This is a genomic window from Klebsiella sp. CN_Kp106 (assembly GCF_040064575.1).
GTDB classification, from domain to species: Bacteria; Pseudomonadota; Gammaproteobacteria; order Enterobacterales; family Enterobacteriaceae; genus Klebsiella; species Klebsiella michiganensis.
Genome location: NZ_JBEAIG010000068.1, coordinates 262,665 through 286,161 on the forward strand (window position 1 = coordinate 262,665; position 23,497 = coordinate 286,161).

The 23,497-nt window shown below is 57.2% G+C and carries 19 protein-coding genes and 1 tRNA gene; 13 read left to right on the forward strand and 7 right to left on the reverse strand.

Features of this window, described 5'->3' with window-relative positions:
- Positions 1–12 precede the first annotated feature (12 nt).
- Positions 13–1,620, forward strand: a complete 1,608-nt coding sequence (locus tag ABLU96_RS23385; protein WP_025105908.1) for a cytosine permease — start codon at positions 13–15, stop codon at positions 1,618–1,620.
- A gap of 47 nt (positions 1,621–1,667) precedes the next feature.
- Here the strand turns inward: ABLU96_RS23385 and tsaD are convergent, their stop codons facing one another.
- A complete protein-coding gene (tsaD, locus tag ABLU96_RS23390; RefSeq protein ID WP_025105907.1) occupies positions 1,668–2,681 on the reverse strand; it encodes a tRNA (adenosine(37)-N6)-threonylcarbamoyltransferase complex transferase subunit TsaD in 1,014 nt (337 codons plus the stop codon).
- Between the two features lie 237 nt (positions 2,682–2,918).
- Here tsaD and rpsU point away from each other — a divergent pair, with 237 nt between their 5' ends.
- The 4 genes from rpsU (at position 2,919) to ABLU96_RS23410 (ending at position 8,138) form a co-directional block, all read left to right on the forward strand.
- A complete protein-coding gene (rpsU, locus tag ABLU96_RS23395) occupies positions 2,919–3,134 on the forward strand; it encodes a 30S ribosomal protein S21 (RefSeq protein ID WP_001144069.1) in 216 nt (71 codons plus the stop codon).
- 233 nt (positions 3,135–3,367) lie between these two features.
- A complete protein-coding gene (dnaG, locus tag ABLU96_RS23400; RefSeq protein ID WP_014226898.1) occupies positions 3,368–5,113 on the forward strand; it encodes a DNA primase in 1,746 nt (581 codons plus the stop codon).
- Positions 5,114–5,386: 273 nt separating this feature from the next.
- The gene (gene rpoD, locus ABLU96_RS23405; RefSeq protein ID WP_004105908.1) at positions 5,387–7,231 is read left to right on the forward strand and encodes an RNA polymerase sigma factor RpoD; all 1,845 of its coding nucleotides are present in this window, start codon (positions 5,387–5,389) and stop codon (positions 7,229–7,231) included.
- A 244-nt stretch (positions 7,232–7,475) separates the two neighbouring features.
- Positions 7,476–8,138, forward strand: a complete 663-nt coding sequence (locus ABLU96_RS23410) for a TetR/AcrR family transcriptional regulator (protein ID WP_064404271.1) — start codon at positions 7,476–7,478, stop codon at positions 8,136–8,138.
- A gap of 69 nt (positions 8,139–8,207) precedes the next feature.
- On the opposite strand, the gene mug is transcribed toward ABLU96_RS23410, so the two are convergent.
- Positions 8,208–8,714, reverse strand: a complete 507-nt coding sequence (gene mug / locus ABLU96_RS23415; protein WP_009651862.1) for a G/U mismatch-specific DNA glycosylase — start codon at positions 8,712–8,714, stop codon at positions 8,208–8,210.
- Between the two features lie 124 nt (positions 8,715–8,838).
- On the opposite strand from mug, the gene ABLU96_RS23420 reads away from it, so the two are divergent.
- Positions 8,839–8,914 (forward strand) — tRNA-Ile (locus tag ABLU96_RS23420).
- A 95-nt stretch (positions 8,915–9,009) separates the two neighbouring features.
- Here the strand turns inward: ABLU96_RS23420 and ABLU96_RS23425 are convergent.
- From ABLU96_RS23425 to ABLU96_RS23435, 3 genes are all read right to left on the reverse strand, one after another.
- Complete coding sequence (locus tag ABLU96_RS23425) at positions 9,010–9,333, reverse strand: DUF1889 family protein (RefSeq protein ID WP_071532228.1); 324 nt, start codon at positions 9,331–9,333, stop codon at positions 9,010–9,012.
- Positions 9,334–9,472: 139 nt separating this feature from the next.
- Positions 9,473–11,386 (reverse strand): dihydroxyacetone kinase operon transcriptional regulator DhaR, encoded by a 1,914-nt coding sequence (gene dhaR, locus ABLU96_RS23430; RefSeq protein WP_348862846.1) that lies wholly within the window; start codon positions 11,384–11,386, stop codon positions 9,473–9,475.
- 104 nt (positions 11,387–11,490) lie between these two features.
- Positions 11,491–12,588, reverse strand: a complete 1,098-nt coding sequence (locus ABLU96_RS23435) for a glycerol dehydrogenase (RefSeq protein ID WP_009651847.1) — start codon at positions 12,586–12,588, stop codon at positions 11,491–11,493.
- Positions 12,589–13,184: 596 nt separating this feature from the next.
- Here ABLU96_RS23435 and dhaK point away from each other — a divergent pair.
- From dhaK to ABLU96_RS23455, 4 genes are all read left to right on the forward strand, one after another.
- Positions 13,185–14,255: a dihydroxyacetone kinase subunit DhaK gene (gene dhaK, locus ABLU96_RS23440; protein WP_009651831.1), complete on the forward strand. Its 1,071-nt coding sequence runs from the start codon at positions 13,185–13,187 to the stop codon at positions 14,253–14,255.
- An 11-nt stretch (positions 14,256–14,266) separates the two neighbouring features.
- Entirely contained in the window at positions 14,267–14,899 is a 633-nt protein-coding gene (gene dhaL / locus ABLU96_RS23445; RefSeq protein ID WP_348862848.1) for a dihydroxyacetone kinase subunit DhaL, read from the forward strand.
- A gap of 10 nt (positions 14,900–14,909) precedes the next feature.
- On the forward strand, positions 14,910–16,328 hold the full coding sequence (gene dhaM / locus ABLU96_RS23450; protein WP_064375095.1) for a dihydroxyacetone kinase phosphoryl donor subunit DhaM: 1,419 nt from the start codon (positions 14,910–14,912) through the stop codon (positions 16,326–16,328).
- Positions 16,329–16,395: 67 nt separating this feature from the next.
- Complete coding sequence (locus ABLU96_RS23455; protein ID WP_032720240.1) at positions 16,396–18,045, forward strand: glycerone kinase; 1,650 nt, start codon at positions 16,396–16,398, stop codon at positions 18,043–18,045.
- A 463-nt stretch (positions 18,046–18,508) separates the two neighbouring features.
- Here the strand turns inward: ABLU96_RS23455 and ABLU96_RS23460 are convergent, their stop codons facing one another.
- Positions 18,509–19,282, reverse strand: coding sequence for a siderophore-interacting protein (locus ABLU96_RS23460; protein WP_064404278.1), 774 nt, complete (start codon positions 19,280–19,282; stop codon positions 18,509–18,511).
- Between the two features lie 238 nt (positions 19,283–19,520).
- Here ABLU96_RS23460 and ABLU96_RS23465 point away from each other — a divergent pair, with 238 nt between their 5' ends.
- Both ABLU96_RS23465 and ygjG read left to right on the forward strand, forming a co-directional pair.
- The gene (locus ABLU96_RS23465) at positions 19,521–20,075 is read left to right on the forward strand and encodes a PadR family transcriptional regulator (protein WP_064404281.1); all 555 of its coding nucleotides are present in this window, start codon (positions 19,521–19,523) and stop codon (positions 20,073–20,075) included.
- A 240-nt stretch (positions 20,076–20,315) separates the two neighbouring features.
- On the forward strand, positions 20,316–21,695 hold the full coding sequence (ygjG, locus tag ABLU96_RS23470) for a putrescine aminotransferase (RefSeq protein WP_064404283.1): 1,380 nt from the start codon (positions 20,316–20,318) through the stop codon (positions 21,693–21,695).
- Between the two features lie 37 nt (positions 21,696–21,732).
- Here ygjG and ABLU96_RS23475 read toward each other — a convergent pair whose 3' ends face one another.
- Positions 21,733–22,065: a tRNA-binding protein gene (locus ABLU96_RS23475; RefSeq protein ID WP_014226909.1), complete on the reverse strand. Its 333-nt coding sequence runs from the start codon at positions 22,063–22,065 to the stop codon at positions 21,733–21,735.
- A gap of 219 nt (positions 22,066–22,284) precedes the next feature.
- Between ABLU96_RS23475 and ebgR the strand changes: the two genes are divergently transcribed.
- Positions 22,285–23,268 (forward strand): transcriptional regulator EbgR, encoded by a 984-nt coding sequence (gene ebgR / locus ABLU96_RS23480; protein WP_032720237.1) that lies wholly within the window; start codon positions 22,285–22,287, stop codon positions 23,266–23,268.
- Positions 23,269–23,497 lie beyond the last annotated feature (229 nt).

Genomic DNA, 23,497 nt, shown 5'->3' on the forward strand with positions numbered 1-23,497 from the left:
TAAGGAATGACTATGTCATCACTGGATATAAAAACTGATTTACCTGCGCAAACCAGTGCCTCCGGCTCCAAAGAAACGCTGGAAGATTATACCCTTCGCTATGCTCCGCTGAGCTTTCGCCGCTGGGGACCGGGGGTTGTCGCGGTGACCGCATTGGGCGGCATCGCCTATCTGGCTGACTTTTCTATCGGCGCCAGCATCGGCATGGCCTGGGGCACCACCAATGCGATTTACGCGATCCTGCTGGCGGCACTGGTTATTTTTCTTACCGGTATTCCGCTGGCGATTACCGCCGCGCGCTATAACATCGACCTCGACCTGATCACCCGCAGCGCCGGTTTCGGCTACTTTGGTTCGGTGATCACCAGCATTATCTTCGCCGGATTTACCTTTATCTTCTTCGCGCTTGAAGGCTCGATCATGGCGCAGGGGCTGCTGGTGGGCCTGGGGATCCCGCTGTGGATGGGCTACCTCATCGCCACGCTGATGGTCTTGCCGCTGGTGGTCTACGGCATGAAGGCGCTGACTCGCCTTCAGGTCTGGACGACACCGCTGTGGCTGGTCCTGATGGTGGTTCCGGTGGCGTGGCTTATCGCCAAAGATCCGGATCTGGTGGACGGCTTTATGAACTTCGCCGGTAAAAACAACGCCTCAACGGTAGATTTAACCGCCATTATGCTCGGCGCGGGGGTCTGCCTGTCGCTGATCATGCAGATTGGCGAGCAGATCGACTATCTGCGCTTTATGCCGCCGAAGACCGCGGAAAACAGCAAAAGCTGGTGGCTGGCGGTGTTCTCCGCCGGCCCGGGCTGGGTCGTATTAGGCGCGATTAAACAGATTATCGGCGCTTTCCTCGGCTTCTATCTGCTGACCCGCTTCCCGGCGGTGCACAACACCGAACCGGTGCAACAGTTCGTCAGCGTCTTCGATAACCTGGTCCCCGGCTGGCTGGCGCTCACCCTCGCGGTGGTGCTGGTGGTTATCTCGCAGATTAAAATTAACGTCACCAACGCCTATTCCGGCTCTCTGGCGTGGACCAGCGCCTGGACGCGCACCACCAAACGTTATCCGGGGCGGATTATTTTCGTCATCGTCAACCTGACGATTGCCCTTGCCCTGATGGAAGGCGACATGTTTAGCGCTCTGGCGTGGATCCTTGGCTTCTATTCTAACTTTGCCATCGCCTGGGTGGTGGTGGTCGCCACCGACATCACCGTCAACAAAGGGGTGCTGAAGCTGGCGCCGGCGCAGCCGGAGTATCGCCGCGGGATGATCTACAACGTCAACCCGGTAGGCGTGGTCTCTTTTGCCCTCGCGGCAGGACTTTCGATTAGCGCCTTCTTCGGCCTGTTGGGCGAAACGCTGGCGCCGTTCTCGCCGCTGATTGCGCTGGCGGTGGCTTTCGTGATGACGCCGGTCATGGGGATCGCCACCCGCGGGCGCTATTACATTAAACAGCACGATGATGGTATCGCCGAGCCGCGCTACGATGCGCAGGGTAACGCGTCGATCACCGTTTACCGCTGCCTGAGCTGCCGGGAAGAGTACGAACGTCCTGACGTGATGCATTCGCACAAGCACCAGGGGGCGATTTGCTCGCTGTGTAAGAGTATGGAATAAGTCGCGAAGGCAGGCCGACAGGACGTCGGCCTGTGAAATATCAGACGTTATGCCGCCGGAAGCTCGGCCAGCGGCCAGCGCGGACGAACGGTGACGCCGAGCTCCGCTTTAGCGCCGGAGCGCAGACGGACCATCCCCGCATAGGCAATCATCGCGCCGTTATCGGTACAGAATTCAGGACGAGCGTAGAAGACTTCACCACCGCGCTTTTTCATCATTTCCGCCAGCTTTGCGCGCAGCGTACGGTTCGCGCTGACGCCCCCCGCCATCACCAGCCGTTTAAAGCCGGTTTGATCCAGCGCGCGGCGGCACTTAATCATCAGCGTATCCACGACCGCATCTTCGAAAGCGCGGGCGATATCGGCGCGGGTTTGATCGTCATCGCCGTTGCTGCGAATGGTGTTCGCGGCAAAGGTCTTGAGGCCAGAAAAGCTGAAATCCAGCCCGGGGCGGTCGGTCATCGGGCGCGGGAAGACAAAGCGCCCTTCGGTGCCCTGGGAGGCCATCTTCGACAGCATCGGGCCGCCGGGATAATCCAGCCCCAGCAGTTTCGCTGTCTTATCGAAGGCTTCGCCCGCCGCGTCGTCAATCGATTCGCCCAGCAGTTCATACTGGCCAATGCCGGTGACGCTGATCAGCTGGGTATGGCCGCCGGAAACCAGCAGCGCGACAAAAGGATACTGCGGCGGATTATCTTCCAGCATCGGCGCCAGCAGGTGCCCTTCCATATGGTGTACCGGGATCGCCGGCACGTTCCAGGCGAACGCCAGCGAACGGCCAACCGTTGCGCCGACCAGCAGCGCGCCCACCAGGCCGGGGCCCGCCGTATACGCAACGGCATCGATATCCTTTGCCGTCAGCCCGGCTTCCTTGAGCGCCGCCTGAATCAGGGGGACGGTTTTACGTACGTGGTCGCGCGAGGCCAGCTCGGGCACCACGCCGCCGTAGTCAGCGTGTAATTTCACCTGACTATACAGCTGGTTGGCTAACAGACCTTTTTCGTCGTCATAAATGGCGATGCCGGTTTCATCGCAGGATGTTTCAATTCCCAGTACACGCATGGCTAGTTTTACCTCGTTTCAATACCGCGCAGTGTAGGACCAATGCGGGTTGATGTAAAACTTTCCTCACCCCTGGCGTTCACTTCGTGTATACTCCCTGTCCTTATAAAAGTCCCTTTCAAAAATCGCGTCGGTGCTTTACAAAGCAGCAGCAATTGCAGTAAAATTCCGCACCATTTTGAAATAAGCTGGCGCTGATGCCAGCGGCAAACCGAATTTATCAAAGGTGAGAGTTACATGCCGGTAATTAAAGTACGTGAAAACGAGCCGTTCGACGTAGCGCTGCGTCGCTTCAAACGTTCATGCGAAAAAGCAGGTGTTCTGGCGGAAGTTCGTCGTCGTGAGTTCTATGAAAAACCGACTACCGAACGTAAACGCGCTAAAGCTTCCGCAGTGAAACGTCACGCGAAGAAACTGGCTCGCGAAAACGCACGCCGCACTCGTCTGTACTAATCTGTTGGGAGCCAGGCTCTCAATTCAGACCGAGTTGTAGTTGTAAGGCCGTGCTTCCGAAAGGAATGCGCGGCTTATTTTCGTTTATGCATTAGCATATACACTCAATCATTCAAGATGCATCAAGGCGGCAAGGGAGTGAGTCCCCGGAGCTTACCGAAGTAAGTGACAGGGTGAACGAGCGAAGCCAACGCAGAGGCAGCTTGAAGGGTAACGTGTATAAAACGGGGCATATGGCTGGACGAATTCCACGAGTATTTATCAATGACCTGCTGGCGCGCACCGATATCGTCGATCTGATCGATGCCCGGGTAAAGCTGAAAAAGCAGGGCAAAAATTTTCACGCGTGCTGTCCGTTCCATAACGAAAAAACCCCCTCTTTCACCGTCAACGGTGAAAAACAGTTTTACCACTGCTTCGGCTGCGGTGCGCACGGCAACGCTATCGACTTCCTGATGAACTACGACAAGCTCGAGTTCGTGGAAACCGTCGAAGAGCTGGCTGCCATGCATAATCTAGACGTGCCGTATGAAGCAGGTAGCGGACCCAGCCAGATTGAGCGCCATCAGCGGCAAAATCTCTATCAGCTGATGGATGGTCTGAACACGTTTTATCAACAGTCTCTGATGCAACCCGCCGCCGGCCCCGCGCGCCAGTATCTGGAAAAACGCGGCTTAAGCAGCGAGGTGATTACGCGCTTCGCGATTGGCTACGCCCCTCCCGGTTGGGACAACGTTTTAAAACGTTTTGGCGGTAATCAAGAAAACCGCCAGTCGCTGATTGATGCGGGCATGCTGGTCACTAACGATCAGGGACGCAGTTACGACCGCTTCCGCGAACGGGTGATGTTCCCCATCCGCGATAAGCGAGGCCGGGTGATTGGTTTTGGTGGTCGCGTGCTGGGTGACGCCATGCCGAAGTACCTGAACTCCCCGGAGACCGATATTTTCCATAAAGGCCGCCAGCTGTACGGTCTTTATGAAGCGCAGCAGGATAACGCTGAACCGCCCCGCCTGCTGGTGGTCGAAGGTTATATGGACGTGGTGGCTCTGGCGCAGTTCGGCATTAACTATGCCGTTGCGTCGCTGGGAACGTCGACGACCGCTGACCATATTCAGCTGTTGTTCCGGGTCACCAATCAGGTGGTTTGCTGCTACGACGGCGACCGGGCTGGCCGCGATGCCGCCTGGCGCGCGCTGGAAACGGCGCTGCCGTATATGACCGACGGGCGCCAGCTGCGCTTTATGTTTCTGCCGGATGGCGAAGACCCGGATACGCTGGTGCGCAAAGAAGGGAAAGCCGCATTTGAAGCGCGGATGGAGCAAGCTCAGCCGCTCTCCACGTTTTTGTTCAACAGCCTGCTACCGCAGGTGGATTTGAGCACCCCGGACGGCCGCGCGCAGCTGAGTACCTTAGCGCTGCCGCTGATAACGCAGGTGCCGGGTGAAACGCTGCGCATTTACCTGCGCCAGGAGTTAGGCAATAAGCTGGGAATTTTAGATGATGCGCAGCTTGAACGTTTAATGCCAAAACAGTCTGAAAATGGCATCCAGCGCCCTGCTCCGCAGCTAAAACGCACGACCATGCGTATACTGATAGGGTTACTGGTACAAAACCCGGATCTGGCGCCGCTGGTACCGCCCCTGGAAGGGCTGGACCCGCGTAAAATGCCGGGGCTTGGGTTGTTCAACGAACTGGTTAAAACCTGTTTGGCACAGCCGGGCCTGACCACCGGGCTGCTGTTAGAGCAGTATCGCGGCACAAATGAGGCCGCAACCCTTGAAAAACTGTCGATGTGGGACGATATAGCAGATAAGGATATTGCTGAAAAAACCTTCACCGACTCGCTCAACCATATGTTTGATTCACTGCTGGAGCTGCGGCAAGAAGAGTTGATAGCTCGCGACCGCACGCACGGCTTAAGCAGTGAAGAGCGCCGGGAACTCTGGACCATCAGCCAGGAACTGGCCAAAAAATAAACGAAAGACAAACTCATTCAAGTTGTATCAAGGCAGCAAGAGAACGAATCCCCGGGAGTGCGCACAAGCACATGACCAGGATGAGAGAACGTAGCTAACGCAGAGACAACTTGAAAGATAACGCATTGAACGGCTTAAGTGCCGAATATCGTTCGGGAAGACCCCGACAGCCGCTCGAGGCGCAGCGGCAATAATATAAGTACGCCCTCGCTTTAAATGTTGGCAGTTCGCCTGCTTACACCAATCAAACGAATTAAGTGTGGATACCGTCTTATGGAGCAAAACCCGCAGTCACAGCTGAAGCTTCTTGTCCAACGTGGTAAGGAGCAAGGCTATCTGACCTATGCCGAGGTCAATGACCATCTGCCGGAAGATATCGTCGACTCCGACCAGATCGAAGACATCATCCAAATGATCAACGACATGGGCATTCAGGTGATGGAAGAAGCACCGGATGCCGATGATCTTTTGCTTGCTGAAACGAACAACAATACTGACGAAGATGCGGAAGAAGCTGCGGCGCAGGTTCTCTCCAGCGTTGAGTCTGAAATCGGACGCACAACCGACCCGGTGCGCATGTACATGCGTGAAATGGGTACCGTCGAACTGCTGACGCGCGAAGGCGAAATCGACATCGCTAAACGTATCGAAGACGGCATTAACCAGGTTCAGTGCTCGGTGGCTGAATACCCTGAAGCGATCACCTATCTGCTGGAGCAGTACGATCGCGTTGAAGCGGAAGAAGCGCGTCTGTCCGATCTGATCACCGGTTTTGTCGACCCGAACGCCGAAGAAGATATGGCGCCAACGGCGACGCACGTCGGTTCTGAACTCTCTCAGGAAGAGATGGATGACGACGAAGACGAAGATGAAGAAGAAGACGACGACAGCAGCGATGACGACAACAGCATCGACCCCGAGCTGGCGCGCGAGAAATTCGCCGAGCTGCGTACGCAGTACGAACTGACCCGCGACACCATCAAAGCGAAAGGTCGTAGCCACGCCGCAGCGCAGGAAGAGATCCTCAAGCTGTCCGAAGTGTTCAAACAGTTCCGTCTGGTACCGAAGCAGTTCGATTACCTGGTTAACAGCATGCGTATCATGATGGATCGCGTTCGTACTCAAGAACGTATCATCATGAAGCTGTGCGTTGAGCAGTGCAAAATGCCGAAGAAAAACTTCATCACTCTGTTCACCGGCAACGAAACCAGCGAAACCTGGTTCAATGCGGCCATCGCCATGAACAAGCCGTGGTCAGAGAAGCTGCTTGACGTGAAAGAAGACGTTCAGCGCGGCCTGATGAAACTGCAGCAGATTGAACAAGAGACCGGCCTGACCATCGAGCAGGTAAAAGATATCAACCGTCGTATGTCCATCGGTGAAGCGAAAGCGCGCCGTGCGAAGAAAGAGATGGTTGAAGCGAACCTGCGTCTGGTTATCTCGATCGCCAAGAAATACACCAACCGCGGTCTGCAGTTCCTCGATCTGATCCAGGAAGGCAACATCGGTCTGATGAAGGCGGTTGATAAGTTTGAATACCGCCGCGGCTACAAGTTCTCCACCTACGCAACCTGGTGGATCCGTCAGGCGATCACCCGCTCTATCGCAGACCAGGCGCGCACCATCCGTATTCCGGTGCATATGATTGAGACTATCAACAAGCTCAACCGTATTTCCCGCCAGATGCTGCAGGAGATGGGCCGTGAGCCGACGCCGGAAGAGCTGGCCGAACGCATGCTGATGCCGGAAGACAAAATTCGTAAGGTGCTGAAAATCGCCAAAGAGCCTATCTCCATGGAAACGCCGATTGGCGACGATGAAGATTCGCATCTGGGAGATTTTATCGAGGATAACACCCTCGAGCTGCCGCTGGACTCTGCCACCACCGAGAGCCTGCGCGCCGCCACCCACGACGTTCTGGCTGGCCTGACCGCCCGTGAAGCGAAAGTCCTGCGTATGCGCTTTGGTATCGACATGAATACCGATCACACGCTGGAAGAAGTGGGTAAACAGTTTGACGTAACCCGCGAACGTATTCGTCAGATCGAAGCGAAGGCGCTGCGTAAACTGCGCCATCCGAGCCGTTCTGAAGTGCTGCGTAGCTTCCTCGACGATTAATTATCGCCGCGTCCCCTGAAAAGCCAGTCACATGACTGGCTTTTTTTATATCTAAGCAGAAACCATTTATTTAATAAATATTAAAACCCCAATATAAAACCCATCAATATATATCCAGGTCTTATTCTTATTATTTATTTATGTGCCATTAAACCGCTGGACTCATGGTTTTACGATTGTACTATTGGTTGGTTGATGGGGCGTATTTACGCCTAAAACCGCAGGCAAATCATAGGGAAATGAAATGAATAGCAAGCGTAAAATTCAGCTGGCTGATTTTAATAGAACGGTTATTTTAACCACCGCTAATACATTATTTCTAAGCCGTGGAATAGAAAGTACCACCATGGATGAGATCGCACATGAAGCCGGTTTTAGTAAAACCACGCTTTATACCTATTTCGACAATAAAAAGGATATTCTGGATCATCTTATCCTGGAGGTAATGGCGCGTTTCTATCAGGAGCTTGTACCAATCGCCAATCGGCAAAATTCATTTCGCGAATTTTATCGCGAGCTGTGCCATGCGCTGATGGCTCTCCACGAAACAAGCCTTGCCTACTTTTCCGCGATAGCCGGGAAGATCGCCTGTTCTGAAAAAATCACTAAAAACAATAAGGCGTTGAAAAATATCGCTATGACTGGAGAACAGATCCACCAGATTATCGCAAAGCGAATCACAGACGCCGCCGAAAAAAAAGAGATTGGATTAAATGCTCCCGTCGCGGACGTCATGATGCTGTTCTGGCTCTGCCTGACCGGGCTAATGGAAAAGTCCTCATACAGAGAAGAATGTCTTTTACGTCACCTTGAGAAAGACCGTAAAGCCTTTCTCGACTTCGCTTTTGACGCCCTCTTATTCATGATAGAAAAAGGGAATATTAGCGATTGCGAAAAAGCTGACTAAAGCCTCAGGCTTAAGCCAGCCGCCGACGACCGGGGTGAAAGCCGTAACCCTTTTGTCGTCGGAAATGCATTAAAGCCCTCGCGTGGCCAGCGCCTCGTCAAGCTCCCGGTAGGCCTCCACCAGTTTATCCAGCGTCGCCCGGTTGAGGCCGCTGGGATTCGGCAGCACCCACACTTCCGTCGCCCCAATGGTCACCTGCTGCTTGCCCCATTTTACGCCGCGCACCTGAAATGCTTTCTCGAAGGCCTGTTTACCCAGGATCGCCAGCGCGCGCGGCTGATACTCTTCCATTTTTCTGACCAGTTCACGGCCACCGTCGCGGAGCTCCAGCAGCTCAACCTCGCTGGCCTGCACCGTCGGGCGTTCGACTAGCATCGTAATCCCGCAGCGGGTATCCAGCAGCTGCAGTTCCTCCTCGGGTTTCAGAAGACGGTCGGTAAAGCCGGCCTGGTGAATCACTTTCCAGAAGCGATTGCCCGGATGGGCGAAATGAAAACCGGTATGGGCGGAAGACTTCCCCGGATTGATACCGCAAAAGACCACCCTCAGGTCCGGCGCCAGAATATCGTTAATCATGTTTTCCCCAGCTCAATGCCTAAAAGGTAATTATAAAGGATTGAAAATGCGTTGTTTATAAAAACAGCAGGCGTGATTTTTAGGCTGGATTGCGGGGAACAGTTACTTTATAATCCCTCGCCACGGCCCCTTAGCTCAGTGGTTAGAGCAGGCGACTCATAATCGCTTGGTCGCTGGTTCAAGTCCAGCAGGGGCCACCAGATACAGCAAGGGCTGACGAGAAATCGTCGGCCCTTTTGCATTGTGCGGCCCCCTCGGGGCGCCGCAGCTTAACGCGAGGTTCGCGACAGGCGGCTTACACCAGCGCCTGCAGCTGTTCGCGCATATAGACGGTGAAGAATTCCGGGTTTTTAATGACGATCCGGTTACCGGAGGCAATTTTTTCCGCCCAGCCGGCCACTTTTTCCGTGAACCCGGCATCCCATCCCTCCTTTTCACCCCGGGCCATGACGTCGGCAGGATTTGCCGGTACGCCTAGTTCATGCAAATACTTCAAAATTCCCTTAGCGGTACTTTCATCCATAGTATTCGGCACCGACAACGATGTGTTCATACCACCAATAAAATCCAGGGCTTTATCGATTGCTGTTGGCATACTCTTATCCTTAAAATTAACCACGTAATGAACATGATGACACTATGGACCCATCTTCGCCGGGATATCAAAGAGATCGTTGCCTTTCTTTGATTCAGACCGCAGCTAAACGCTTGCGTGGTGCTTTTCTGCTCGACTATTCCGTACTACTCCCCACAGGAAACTACTCCATACGTCCGCGCTTAAACTGGCCGGCATCGATATCGTACTGTTTCATTTTTCGCCACAGCGTGGTGCGGCCAATATTCAGCAGCTGCGCCATCTCCTGCACCCGCCCGCTGGTCACGCGGGCGGCATGGATAATCGCTTCTTTCTCAATGGCGCTAAAGGTCAGGCTGGCGGGCAGCAGCGAGGAGCCCGCGTCGGCGCCGGGCCGCTCGGCAAACAGATATTCCGGCAAATTACTCAGCCGGATATGGCCGTTATCGCTGCTAATGGCGATATTTTCAATCACGCTGTTCAGCTCAAAATCGTTGCCCGGCCAGGAGTAGGCCACCAGCTGCGCCAGCGCATCTTCATCCATTTTCAGTCGCGAGGAAAAGCGCTTTTCCAGGCTCTTAAGGCGATTGTGCACCAGCGAAGGAATACTGTTACGCCGCGCGCGCAGCGGTGGGATAACGATTTCAAAGGAGTGCAGCGCGTAGTAAAGCTGGCGGCTAAAGCGGTTTTGCTCCACCAGATTGGCAAGATCGACGGTGGTGGTGGCGATCACTTTAACGTCTACCGGAATCAAGCGGCGGGCATCCAGACGGGTTAAAACCCCCTGTTTGATCACCTGCAGCAGCGCGGACTGCAGCTCCGGCGCCAGGTATTCGATTTTTTCCAGAAACAGCGTCCCGCCGTTGGCCAGCTCAAGACGGCTAAGGCGGCCGTTTTCATCGTCCGTCGGCGCGCTGCCCATAAAATCCTGGCCCAGGACGCTGTCGGCATACAGCTGACAGTTGACCGCGATATACGGCCCGCCGCCCCGCTCGCTCTCATTGTGAATCGCCTGGCTGAGCAGCTCCTTACCCACCCCCTCTTCACCGCACAGCAGCACCGGAAAAGTGCCGCGCGCCGACTGGCGGCCAAAGTGAATCAGCCGCCGGGTTTCCGGGTCGTCCGCCGACATCTGTTCAAAGGTATGGCTCACTTTGCCAAGCTGGCTGGTCATCAGCTGGCGCATCTGCTCGACCGGATGCAGCAGCAGAATGAAACTGTTGCCCTGCTCTTCAACGATTGGCTTGAGCGTAATCACGGCGTCGACAAACTGATGCTGGCTTTCGAAGGTGACCTCCACATGGTTCAGCCCGCGCGCGTGCTTAATGGCCCGACGCAGCAGGGCCGGCAGCGTCACCAGCTCATTAATATTTTTCCCCTGGCTGGCCTGGGCATCAAGATGCAGCAGAGTCGCCGCCTGCACGTTAAGAAACTGCAAAATCCCCTGCTCGTTCCACGCCATCACCCCGTCATCCATGCTCTCCAGCAGACCGTACATCTGGTTAAGATGGCGATTCGACTCGGCCAGCAGGCTATCAGTGAGCAGCGAGTTGCCGACTTCCCGGGCGATAGCCAGGGTCAGGGAGAGATCAGGCGAAGCCTGTTCTTCCGTCAGGCAGCACAGGGAAATGGAACCGAACAGACGCCCGTGGTTATCAAACACCGGCGTGGAGCTAAACGACCATCCGTGCAGCGCATGTTTAAAATGCTCCTCGCCCGTCGTTTTGACCGGCTGCCCGAGCATGGAGGCCAGCGAAAGCGCGCAGCTGCCGATAATGCTTTCCGCGCAGTAGCTGCCGTCATGAAATCCCAGCGCCGCCAGCTGGTCGAGGGTCTGCGGATCGCCGCAGCGGCTAAGAATACAGGCGGACTCATCGAGGATGAACAGCGCGCAGGGGCGGTTATCCATAAACTCCCAGGCATCCTCCAGCGCCGCCTGACCAATCGTCAACAGCGCGGTCTTGCGCCGACAAATCGATTCAAACGTCAGCCCCTGCGCCTGATGCGGCGTCTGCCAGGTTTCCCGCTGCATAAACTTGCTGCAGCGATGCCACGACTGGGTTATCACCAAAGGAAAGCTCTGAGTCTGCGCAGTCATATCCCTATCCGCTGTTTCATAAACGACAACCCCTCCGGCGGCTACCGCCAGAGGGGGAGAAAACGTCTCATCGCTTAAATGAGACGGGGCAGGTCGACGCTAAATTAGCGCGCCAGCCACTGCTGTCCGAGCAGGTCGGCGGTCAGAATCGCCGCATGCACGCTCTGCGCGCTGACCGGGAACGGCATGTTATGAATGGTTTCACCTTCCGCGCAGGTCGCTTTGGCGACTGCCTGAATTTTCTCATCGATGCCCTCTTTAACGCCCATTTGCGCCAGCGTAACCGGCAGCCCGACGGTATGGCAGAAGTTCAGCACCGTTTCGATCTCTTCCATCGGACTATTTTGCAGCACCAGCTGCGCCAGAGTACCAAACGCCACTTTCTCGCCATGGTACAGATGGTGGCACTCTTCGAGGATGGTGAAACCGTTGTGAATGGCGTGCGCGGCGGCCAGACCGCTACTTTCAAAGCCGATACCGCTGAGGTAGGTATTCGCTTCAACGATGCGTTCCAGCGCATCGGTCACCACGCCGGCCTGGGCGGCGAGGCGGGCTTTTTCGCCTTCCGCCAGCAGCGTATCATAGCACAGGCGCGCCAGGCTCAGCGCCGCTGCCGTCGACTGGCCGCCGGCCATGCTGGTGGCTCTGGCGTCATAGCAGGCCCTGGCTTCAAACCAGGTTGAAAGCGCATCCCCCATCCCGGCCACCAGCAGGCGCACCGGCGCTTTAGCGATAATCGCCGTATCCATCACCACCATGTCCGGATTTTTCGGGTAGATCAGATACTCTTCAAACTCGCCGGCTTCGGTGTAGATAACCGACAGCGCGCTGGTTGGCGCATCGGTGGAGGCGATCGTCGGGATCACCACCACCGGTAGCTTCTGGTAGTAGCCAATGGCTTTCGCCGTATCGAGCGTCTTGCCGCCGCCGATGCCCACCACGCCGCGGCAGCCGTGCTGTTTCAGAATGGCGATCAGGCGATTGATCTCAACGTGGCTGCATTCGCCGTTGAAGCGCTCCGCATGGCAGCTGATGTTGTGGCTGTGCAAACCTTCCAGCACTTTCTCTCCCGCCAGCTTCATCACGAAGTCATCGGCAATCACGAAAAAGCTGTCCGCCAGGTTTTTGGCGTATTGCCCAAACAGCGTGGATGCATCTGGTCCCTGGAGATATTTGGCTGGAGATTGAATAACTTTTAGCATTCCGTTCACCCTCAAATAAGTGCATGTTTTGACATGATGAGCCCCGGTGTTTCTCCGTCCGGCCTTACATCAAAGGCGGGGACGAAAGCGCTACCTGAGCGATGCCATCACTGTAGGGCGAGCCGCGGGCAAAAAAATCTTTCCCCTTTTTGTCCCGATATGAAACAGGACATAAATTATATTGTTTCATATTGAAACATGAATTCATGTGAAACGATGGGATTGCGATCTCGATCCGCCCCTTTGGCGCAAAAGAAGGTCACCAGCCGGACGATCGTCGACGTTTTTCACCACCACGGGCGGCAAGAAGGGGCAAAATTATTTCTCTGAGCGGGCTTTCCACGCTGATGAAGCGAGGTGAAAGAGGCGCCTTACTTCGCATTTTTCCCTTTCCTTGCGCAAAAATGTTTCATTAAGGAACAACAATTAATAATTACGTTTCGTAATGAAACTCATTTTATGGCGATTTTTTTTCCCGCCAACTCAGCCAGAATCAATACATCGCCCGATATCGCATATCGTCAGGCGGTACCCCTACACGATGATCGCCTCCGTCAGCAGAGAGGCCGCATCGAAACTCCGACGGAGCATAAACAATGAAAAAACTGATTAACCGTGTCGAAGATGTCCTGAGTGAACAACTGGCTGGCCTTGCAAAAGCCCACCCTGAACTGACGCTGCACCAGGATCCGGTCTACGTCACCCGCGCCGATGCGCCGGTGGCCGGGAAAGTGGCGCTGCTCTCCGGCGGCGGCAGCGGCCACGAGCCGATGCACTGCGGCTATATTGGCCAGGGCATGCTTTCCGGGGCCTGCCCGGGAGAAATTTTCACCTCCCCGACGCCGGATAAAATGTTTGAGTGCGCCATGACCATCGACGGCGGCGAAGGCGTGCTGCTGATTATCAAAAACTACACCGGCGATATTCTTAACTTCGAAACCGCCACCGAGCTGCTGCACGAAAGCGGCGTCAAGGTTACCACCGTGGTAGTCGATGACGACGTGGCGGTGAAAGACAGCCTCTATACCGCCGGGCGGCGCGGCGTGGCGAATACCGTGCTGATTGAAAAACTGGTGGGCGCGGCCGCCGAACGCGGCGACTCGCTGGAAGCCTGCGCCGAACTGGGGCGCAAGCTCAACAACCTCGGCCACTCTATCGGCATCGCGCTCGGCGCCTGCACCGTTCCGGCCGCCGGGCAACCCTCATTCGAACTGCAGGACGATGAGATGGAGTTCGGCGTCGGCATTCACGGCGAACCGGGCATCGACCGCCGCCGCTTCACCTCTCTCGATCGCACCGTTGACGAAATGTTCGATACCCTGCTGGAAAACGGCGCCTATAGCCGCACGCTGCGCCACTGGGACAACGTGAAAGGCGCGTGGCAGGAGGTCACGCAGACCAAGCAGGCGCTGCAAAAAGGCGATCGGGTTATCGCACTGGTCAACAACCTCGGCGCCACGCCGCTGTCCGAACTCTACGGCGTCTATAACCGTCTGACGCAGCGCTGCGAGGAGGCCGGTATCGTTATCGCGCGCAACCTTATCGGCAGCTACTGTACCTCTCTGGATATGGTGGGCTTTTCCATCACCCTGCTAAAGGCCGATGAAGAGACGCTGGCATTATGGGACGCCCCGGTACACACCCCGGCGCTGAACTGGGGCAAATAAGGAGCAACGACATGTCATTAAGCAGAACGCAAATCGTAGACTGGCTCTATCGCTGCGGCGATATTTTCACCAAAGAGAGCGATTTTTTGACCGGTCTGGACCGGGAAATCGGCGATGCCGACCACGGCCTGAATATGCATCGCGGTTTTAGCAAGGTGGTGGAAAAGCTGCCGTCGATTGCCGATAAAGACATTGGTTTTATTCTTAAAAATACCGGTATGACGCTGCTCTCCAACGTCGGCGGGGCCAGCGGCCCTCTGTTCGGCACCTTCTTTATCCGCGCCGCTCAGGTGACCCAGGCCCACCAGAGCCTGACCCTGGAGGAGCTCTATCAGACCTTTCGCGAAGGCGCGGAAGGGGTGGTGAATCGCGGCAAAGCCGAGCCGGGCGATAAAACCATGTGCGACGTCTGGCTGCCGGTGGTGGAATCGTTGAGCCAGTCCAGCGAACAGCACCTGTCGATACCAGGCGCCCTTGATGCTGCCTGCGAACAGGCGCAAGCCGCCGTCCACGCCACGATCGCCATGCAGGCTCGCAAAGGGCGGGCCAGCTACCTGGGCGAACGCAGCATCGGGCACCAGGATCCGGGCGCGACCTCGGTGATGTTGATGGTTCAGATGCTGGCCGCAGCGGCCAAAGAGTAAGGAAAACGCGATGGTAAACCTGGTTATTGTTTCTCATAGCGCCCGTCTGGGCGAAGGTGTCGGAGAACTGGCCCGGCAGATGTTAATGAACGATGGCTGTAAGCTGGCGATCGCCGCCGGAATTGACGATCCCGCCAGTCCGATCGGCACCGATCCCATTAAGGTTATGGAAGCCATCGAGTCCGTCGCCGACGCCGATCATATCCTGGTGATGATGGATATCGGCAGCGCCCTGCTGAGCGCCGAAACCGCGCTGGATCTCCTCGATCCGGCCATTGCGGCGAAGGTTCGCCTGTGCGCGGCGCCGCTGGTGGAAGGGACTCTGGCGGCGACGGTGAGCGCCGCCGCCGGAGCCGGCATCGACAAGGTGATCGAAGACGCCATGAACGCGCTGGAGGCAAAACGCGTACAGCTGGGGTTACCATCGCAACCGCAACACGCTTCGCTGGCCGCCGCGCCGGTCGACGACCGCGACGCGCGCTCGGTTTCCGTGGTGATTCAAAACCACAACGGCCTGCACGTTCGTCCGGCGTCAAAGCTGGTCGCCGCGCTGGCGGGATTCAATGCCGACCTGGTGCTGGAGAAAGGGGGTAAATGCGTCACGCCGGACAGCCTCAACCAAATCGCCCTGCTTCAGGTGCGCCGGAACGATACCTTAAGGCTGCTTGCCCGCGGCCCGGACGCCGACGCCGCGCTGGCGGCGTTCCAGGCGCTGGCGGCGGAGAACTTCGGCGAGCCAACCGAGGCGGCGCCCGCGCGTCGGCCCGCCAGCGCCGACCGCGTTGAGGGTAAGGTCGTGCTTTATCCCCAGCCGCAGGACAGGATCTCGCGGGAAACGAGCGCCGCCATCGGCCAGCAGCAGCTGCGGCTGAAACGGGCCATCGACCGGACGCTGGAAGACCTTAGCGCGCTGACGACTCTGGCAGAGGCGACGTTTTCCGCCGACATCGCGGCGATCTTCTCCGGGCATCATACCCTGCTCGATGACCCTGATTTATACGCAGCGGCGTGCGACATCATACGCGACGAGCAGTGCAGCGCGGCGTGGGCCTGGCAACAGGTGCTGAGCGATTTAAGCCAACAATATCGCCATCTCGACGATGCTTACCTGCAGGCGCGCTATATTGATATTGAAGATATTTTGCACCGCACGCTGCGTCACCTTAACGAGCGCGATGAAGCGCTGCCGCAGTTTAGCGCGCCTTCGATCCTCGTTGCCGACGATATCTTCCCTTCAACCGTCCTGCAGCTTAACGCAGAGCAGGTGAAGGGGATCTGCCTGCAGGCCGGCAGCGAGCTCTCTCACGGCGCCATTATCGCCCGCCAGGCGGGTATCGCGATGCTGTGCCAGCAGAGCGGTGCCCTGACGCTGCAAGATGGCGAGAACGTCATCCTTGATATTCCCGGCAAACGCGTGATTCGCGGCTAACCTGCCCTAACCTTTCCGCCCCGGAGGCTGTCCCCTCCGGGAACTCGCTTAACTTTCAGGATCCGTTATGTCTCAATTCTTTTTTAATCAGCGCGCCAACCTCGTCAACGAAGTGATTGAAGGGACCATTATCGCCAGCCCGTGGAATAACCTGGCGCGGCTGGAGAGCGATCCCGCCATTCGCGTGGTGGTGCGTCGCGATCTCGACAAAAACAACGTGGCGGTAATCTCCGGCGGCGGTTCCGGTCACGAACCGGCCCACGCGGGCTTTGTCGGTAAAGGCATGCTGACCGCCGCCGTCTGCGGCGATCTGTTTGCCTCGCCGAGCGTCGATGCGGTGCTGACCGCCATCCAGGCCGTGACCGGCGATGCCGGATGCCTGCTGATCGTCAAGAACTACACCGGCGATCGTCTGAACTTCGGCCTCGCCGCGGAGAAAGCGCGCCGTATGGGCTATAACGTCGAAATGCTGATCGTCGGCGATGATATTTCGCTGCCGGATAACAAACATCCGCGCGGCATTGCCGGGACGATTCTGGTGCATAAAGTGGCCGGCTACTTCGCCGAACGCGGCCACAATCTGGCAACCGTGCTGCGCGAAGCGCAGTATGCCGCCAGACACACCTTCAGCCTTGGCCTGGCCCTTTCCAGCTGTCATCTGCCGCAGGATGCGGAAACGACTCCGCGCCATCATCCGGATCAGGCCGAGCTGGGGATGGGGATCCACGGCGAACCGGGCGCTTCGGTTATCGCTACGCAGAACAGCGCGGAAATCGTTACGCTAATGGTAGAGAAGCTCAGCGCCGCCCTGCCGGAAACCGGCCGCCTGGCGGTGATGATCAATAATCTCGGCGGCGTGTCGATTGCCGAAATGGCGATTTTGACCCGCGAGCTGGCCAATACTCCGCTGCATCAGCGTATCGACTGGCTGATAGGCCCGGCGTCGCTGGTCACCGCGCTGGATATGAAAGGTTTCTCCCTCACCGCCATCGTGCTGGAAGAGAGCATTGAGAAGGCGCTGCTTTCCGCGGTAGAAACCGCCGGCTGGCAGACGCCGGTACAGCCGCGCGCGGTCAGCGTGATGCCATCATCGCTGCGCAGTACGCGGGTGGAGTTTGCGCCCTCGGAGAACAGCGAAGTTGCGGGCTACGTGGAACGTGTGACCGGCACGCTGTCCGGGCTGGAAGCAGACCTTAACGCGCTGGATGCGAAAGTCGGCGACGGCGATACCGGCTCCACCTTCGCCGCCGGCGCGCGCGACATCGCCGACTTACTTCAGCGTCGTCAGCTGCCGCTGGCTAACCTCGCCACGCTGTTTGCCCTGATTGGCGAGCGTCTGACGGTTGTGATGGGCGGCTCCAGCGGCGTGCTGATGTCGATTTTCTTTACCGCCGCCGGGCAGAAGCTGGAACAGGGGGCAAGCGTCGCCGAAGCATTAAACGCCGGTCTGGCGCAGATGAAGTTTTACGGCGGTGCGGATGAAGGCGACCGGACCATGATTGACGCCCTGCAGCCGGCGCTAACGGCGCTGCTGGCCGAACCGGATAACCTGCAGGCGGCTTTCGCCGCGGCGCAGGCGGGCGCGGATCGTACGCTTCACGCCAGCAAAGCGGGCGCCGGGCGCGCATCGTATCTGAACAGCGATAGCCTGCGCGGCAATATGGACCCCGGCGCCCACGCGGTGGCCATGGTATTTAAAGCGCTGGCGCAGAAATAGTCTCCCCTGCTCGCGCTGCGCTTAGCAGGGCTACAGTTTCACCACCGTCTACGGGCCGGTCACCCGGACAGATGCGCAGCATCGCCTCCGGGAAATTCTGCCACTCTGCGCTCTGCTCCCGGGGGCGGCGCTTAACGCGCCTTGCCCGGGCTACGGGTTCACCCCCGTCTGCAAGCCGGTCGCCCGGACAGATGCGCAGCATCGCCTCCGGGAAATTCAGCCACTCTGAGCTCTGCTCACGGGGGCGGCGCTTAACGCGCCTTGCCCGGGCTACGGGTTCCCCCTCGTCTGCGGACCGGTCGCCCGGACAGGTGCACTGCATCGCCTCCGGGAAATTCAGCCGCTCTGCGCGCTGCTCCCGGGGGCGGCGCTTAACGCGCCTTGCCCGGGCTGCGGGTTAACAGCCGTCTGCGGTCCGGTAGCCCGGGTAAGGCGCCAGCCGCAACCCGGGGTTTCTCCACGCTTATTTGCTGTGCCAGTAGGCCTGCGAACGCACCAGCTGCGGATCAATCTCCGGGCCTTCAAAGCGCGCCAGCAGCGATTTCACTACCGCGCCTTCCCCGGTCAGCCAGATAAAATAATCCTCAGCCGGCACCGCAATTCGCGTCAGGCGCTCGGCCACGGCAGTGGAGTGATGTCCCACCACCCACTCGATATGAAAACCATCGAGATCGGCCAGGTAATCTTGATAAGACTCATCGCCAATGGTGACGATCGCCGCGACCTGCGGGCGCGTCGGAAGCTGCTGCAATCCCAGCAGACGGCGGCGCAGCGCGGGCATGCCTGACTCATCGGTCACATACAGCTGCCAGGCGTAATCTTCCGGCACCACCAGCGAACCGCGCGGCCCGCCGATCACCAGCTTATCGCCCGTTTTCGCCGTCAGCGCCCAGCTGCTGGCAATACCGCCATCGTGAATAAAAAAGTCGTACGCCAGCTCATGACGCCCGGCGTCGTACAGCGGCGTATAGTCGCGGGTCGCCGGACGCACGCCATCGCCCCAGTTAATGCCTTCATCCGTCACCTCCGGCGGCGTGAACGCAGCGCCCGCGGCCGGGAAAAAGAGCTTGGTGTGGTCGTCAAAACCCTGGGAAACAAAGCCTTCCAGCGCCTCTCCGCCCAGCACGACGCGCTGGAATGCGCTGCCGATACGCTCGACGCGCAATACGGTTAACTCACGGAAGCGCAGTTCATTACGTACGCGCTGCGGGTATTTGGGGTGTCTGGTCGTTGTCATCTTTCATCGCCTTCGTGAACGGAATAGATATATCTAAAAATCTTGCAAATGATAATGATTGCCATTAAAAAAGAATGCAAGCGTTTTTTGATATAGTCATAGAAAAACGCCACAAAAGCCAAAATCAAAAATTAAAACGTTAAATATCAATTAAATAAAAAATACATTCACTACTTTGTTGCTACTTTATTATTTTTAGATATAAATTAGATATATCAAATAATCACAGGAGAAAAACATGAGACACCATCACGAAGAAGGCCATGGCCCACGCGGACGCCACGGGGAACATAGCGAACACGGCGAGCACGGTCGCAGAGGCGGCGGACGCCGGCAGCGCTTCTTTGGTCACGGCGAGCTGCGCCTGGTGATTCTGGACATCCTCACCCGCAATGCCAGCCACGGTTACGAACTGATTAAAGAGATCGAAACCCTGACCCAGGGCAACTACAGCCCGAGCCCCGGCGTCATCTACCCGACGCTCGATTTACTTCAGGATCAGGGATTAATCAGCGTGGCTGACGAAAACGGCCGCAAAAAAATCGCCATTACCGCCGAAGGCAGTCAGCTGCACGCGGAGAACCTGGAGCAGCTGGAGCATATTCAGACCAGGCTGCAGGCGCGCATGGTGGGCTGTGAACTGCGTAAAAATCCGCAGATGAAGCGCGCGCTGGAGAATTTTAAGGCGGTACTGGATTTAAGGGTTAACCAGCAGGAAATAACCGAAGCTCAGCTAAAGCAGATCGTCGGCGTCATTGACCGCGCGGCAATGGAAATCTCCCAGCTCGACTAGCCCTCTGCCCCATCGCCGGGCAGCCTGCACCGCCGCGAAGCACGCGGCGGGACCCCTTCTGCGCATGGTTTCACGCCTTCAGGAGTAAAACATGCCAATAATTTCGCGATAAGATTAAATTTTGCTCAACCGCAATTTCACGTTGCGTTTATCCCGATTTTCCTGGCTCGCGCCGAAGTGGCGTAATCCCTGCAATACTTAATTCAGTATCATGTGATACGCCCCGCCCAGGAGCATATTTTGAACAGGTTACCGTCCAGCGCATCGGCTCTGGCCTGCAGCGCACACGCACTGAATCTCATTGAGAAGCGAACGCTCGATCATGAGGAGATGAAATCACTTAACCAGGAGGTCAGGGAATACTTTAAAGAGCATGTGAACCCGGGGTTTTTAGCGTATCGAAAATCGGTCACTGCTGGCGGGGATTACGGAGCCGTAGAGTGGCAAGCGGGAGGGTTAAATACGCTTGTCGACACTCAGGGACAGGAGTTTATCGACTGCCTGGGTGGGTTTGGGATTTTTAATGTAGGGCACCGTAATCCAGTTGTCGTTTCCGCCGTCGAAAATCAGCTCGCTAAACAACCCCTTCATAGTCAGGAACTGCTGGACCCGCTGCGGGCCATGCTGGCTAAAACCCTGGCGGCCTTAACGCCGGGCAAACTGAAATACAGCTTCTTTAGCAACAGCGGTACCGAATCGGTCGAAGCGGCGTTAAAGCTGGCGAAGGCTTATCAGTCTCCGCGCGGCAAGTTTACCTTCGTCGCCACCAGCGGCGCGTTTCACGGTAAGTCGCTGGGCGCGCTTTCGGCCACCGCGAAATCGACTTTCCGTAAGCCTTTTATGCCGCTGCTGCCGGGATTCCGTCACGTGCCTTTTGGCGATATCAACGCGATGCGCACCCTGCTGAGCGAGTGCAAAAAGACCGGCGATGACGTCGCGGCGGTGCTCCTTGAGCCTATTCAGGGCGAAGGCGGGGTGATTCTGCCGCCGCCGGGCTATCTGCCCGCGGTGCGCAAGCTGTGCGACGAGTTTGGCGCGCTGCTGATCCTCGATGAAGTGCAAACCGGCATGGGGCGCACCGGCAAGATGTTCGCCTGCGAGCATGAAAACGTCCAGCCGGACATTCTGTGCCTTGCCAAAGCGCTGGGCGGCGGCGTCATGCCGATTGGCGCAACGGTCGCCACCGAAGAGGTATTCTCGGTGCTGTTCGATAACCCGTTCCTGCATACCACCACGTTCGGCGGCAACCCGCTGGCCTGCGCGGCGGCGCTGGCGACCATCAACGTGCTGCTGACGCAAAACCTGCCCGCGCAGGCGGAGCAGAAAGGCGACATGCTGCTGGACGGCTTCCGCCAGCTGGCCCGCGAATATCCGGATCTGGTGAATGACGTGCGCGGCAAAGGTATGCTGATGGCCATTGAGTTTGTCGATAACGAAATCGGCTATGACTTTGCCAGCGAGATGTTCCGCCAGCGCGTACTGGTGGCAGGAACGCTCAACAACGCAAGGACGATCCGCATTGAACCGCCGCTGACGCTGACCCCTGAGCAGTGTGAACAGGTGCTAAAAGCGGCCCGCCTGGCGCTGGCGGCGCTGCGGGTTTCGGTGGAAGAGGCGTAGTGACCTGCCCTCTCCCTCACAGGGAGAGGGCATTGCGTTATACCACCCGCACGCCAGCAGGCATCGCCCTTTCCGGCGTAAGCAGTACGCTTTCGCTGCCATCGTCCGTTTCGGCGCAAAGCAGCATGCACTCCGAGGTTTCACCGCGCATTTTGGCTTTCGCCAGATTACACAGGACCACGACCGTTTTTCCCAGCAGCTCTTCTTCGCTGTAGTACGGCACGAGGCTGGTTACCGTCTGCAGCGTGCGATCGCCAACATCAATCCGGGCAATATAGAGCTTGTCGGCATTCTCATGTCGTTTTATCGCCACAATTTTTCCCGTACGCATTTCCAGTCTGGCAAAATCAGCATAAAGCACCGTTTCCATCTTGCACCTCCCAAGTAAAATTTTAGTAAAAGATAACAAATGTCGGCGAGGTTTCCGCATAATAGTGCGAAGAATGTTAGATTCATCACTCTTTTGCGCGGTGGAAACGCTGCGGCGGGGATGAATAATACGGCGGAAATTTACTGAAAAGAGATGCAGCTGCCCGCGCTTGCTTTACAATGGTTTGCGTCGATGGGGCAACGTCAGATAAGGAAAACAATGGCCACACTAAAAGATATCGCGACCGAAGCAGGCGTTTCACTGGCGACGGTTTCCCGCGTTTTAAACGACGACCCCACTCTCAACGTGAAAGAAGAGACAAAACATCGCATTCTTGAGGTGGCGGAAAAGCTGGAATATAAAAGTACCAGCTCGCGTAAGGCTCAGGTTCACACCGTCGGCCACCACCATATTCTGGCCATCTACAGCTACCAGCAGGATCTGGAAATCAACGATCCTTACTATCTGGCGATCCGCCACGGCATCGAAACGCAATGCGAAAAGCTCGGTATCGAGTTGACCAACTGCTACTTTAACAACGCGCTACCCGAGCTGAAAAAAGTGACCGGCGTTCTGATTGTCGGCCAGCCTTCGCGGGCGATTCGCGACGCCGCCACGGCGTTAACCGACAACGTCTGCTTTATTGATTTCCATGAACCCGGCAGCAGCTATGACGCCGTCGACATCGATCTGGTGCGCATCGCCAAAGAAGTTATCGACTTTTTTATCGCCCAGGGCGCGCGGCGCATCGGCTTTATTGGTGGCCAGGATGAGCCGGGTAAAGCCGACATCCGCGAAGTGGCCTTCGTCGAATATGGCCGCCTGAAGGGAGTGGTTTCGGAAGAAGATATCTGGCGCGGCGGGTTTTCCAGCTCCTCCGGCTATGAGCTGGCAAAAACGATGCTGGCAAAGGCGGATTTCCCCACCGCGCTGTTCGTCGCGTCAGACTCTATCGCCATCGGCGTGCTGCGCGCCATTCATGAACGCGGTCTCTCGATCCCGGAAGATATTTCGCTCATTAGCGTTAACGATATCCCCACCGCGCGTTTTACCTTTCCGCCGCTCTCCACGGTGCGCATTCATTCAGAAATGATGGGCAGCCAGGGCGTCAACCTGCTGGTTGAGAAAGCCCGCGATGGCCGCGCGCTGCCGCTAAACGTCTTTGTCCCCAGCGTGCTGAAGCTGCGCGGCACCACCCGCTAATCCCGTTTCTGACGCTAAATCCTCTGCGCCCGGCTCCCGGGGGCGGCGCTTGACGCGCCTTGCCCGGGCTACGGGTTCACCGCCGTCTGCCAAACGGTAGCCCGGACAGATGCGCCAGCATCGCCTCCGGGAAACTCCCCCTCTCTGCGCCCGGCCCCCGGGGGCGGCGCTTATCGCGCCTTGCCCGGGCTACGGGTTCACCGCCGTCTGCCAAACGGTAGCCCGGACA

Coding starts and splice junctions, on each gene's coding strand:
- ABLU96_RS23475 (WP_014226909.1), bottom strand. CDS start 22,065: ATGGAAACGGTGCTTTATGCTGATTTTGCCAGACTGGAAATGCGTACG.
- ABLU96_RS23435 (WP_009651847.1), bottom strand. CDS start 12,588: ATGCTAAAAGTTATTCAATCTCCAGCCAAATATCTCCAGGGACCAGAT.
- ABLU96_RS23455 (WP_032720240.1), top strand. CDS start 16,396: ATGTCTCAATTCTTTTTTAATCAGCGCGCCAACCTCGTCAACGAAGTG.
- ebgR (WP_032720237.1), top strand. CDS start 22,285: ATGGCCACACTAAAAGATATCGCGACCGAAGCAGGCGTTTCACTGGCG.
- dnaG (WP_014226898.1), top strand. CDS start 3,368: ATGGCTGGACGAATTCCACGAGTATTTATCAATGACCTGCTGGCGCGC.
- dhaM (WP_064375095.1), top strand. CDS start 14,910: ATGGTAAACCTGGTTATTGTTTCTCATAGCGCCCGTCTGGGCGAAGGT.
- dhaR (WP_348862846.1), bottom strand. CDS start 11,386: ATGACTGCGCAGACTCAGAGCTTTCCTTTGGTGATAACCCAGTCGTGG.
- ABLU96_RS23385 (WP_025105908.1), top strand. CDS start 13: ATGTCATCACTGGATATAAAAACTGATTTACCTGCGCAAACCAGTGCC.
- ABLU96_RS23410 (WP_064404271.1), top strand. CDS start 7,476: ATGAATAGCAAGCGTAAAATTCAGCTGGCTGATTTTAATAGAACGGTT.
- rpsU (WP_001144069.1), top strand. CDS start 2,919: ATGCCGGTAATTAAAGTACGTGAAAACGAGCCGTTCGACGTAGCGCTG.
- dhaL (WP_348862848.1), top strand. CDS start 14,267: ATGTCATTAAGCAGAACGCAAATCGTAGACTGGCTCTATCGCTGCGGC.
- ABLU96_RS23460 (WP_064404278.1), bottom strand. CDS start 19,282: ATGACAACGACCAGACACCCCAAATACCCGCAGCGCGTACGTAATGAA.
- dhaK (WP_009651831.1), top strand. CDS start 13,185: ATGAAAAAACTGATTAACCGTGTCGAAGATGTCCTGAGTGAACAACTG.
- mug (WP_009651862.1), bottom strand. CDS start 8,714: ATGATTAACGATATTCTGGCGCCGGACCTGAGGGTGGTCTTTTGCGGT.
- tsaD (WP_025105907.1), bottom strand. CDS start 2,681: ATGCGTGTACTGGGAATTGAAACATCCTGCGATGAAACCGGCATCGCC.
- ABLU96_RS23465 (WP_064404281.1), top strand. CDS start 19,521: ATGAGACACCATCACGAAGAAGGCCATGGCCCACGCGGACGCCACGGG.
- rpoD (WP_004105908.1), top strand. CDS start 5,387: ATGGAGCAAAACCCGCAGTCACAGCTGAAGCTTCTTGTCCAACGTGGT.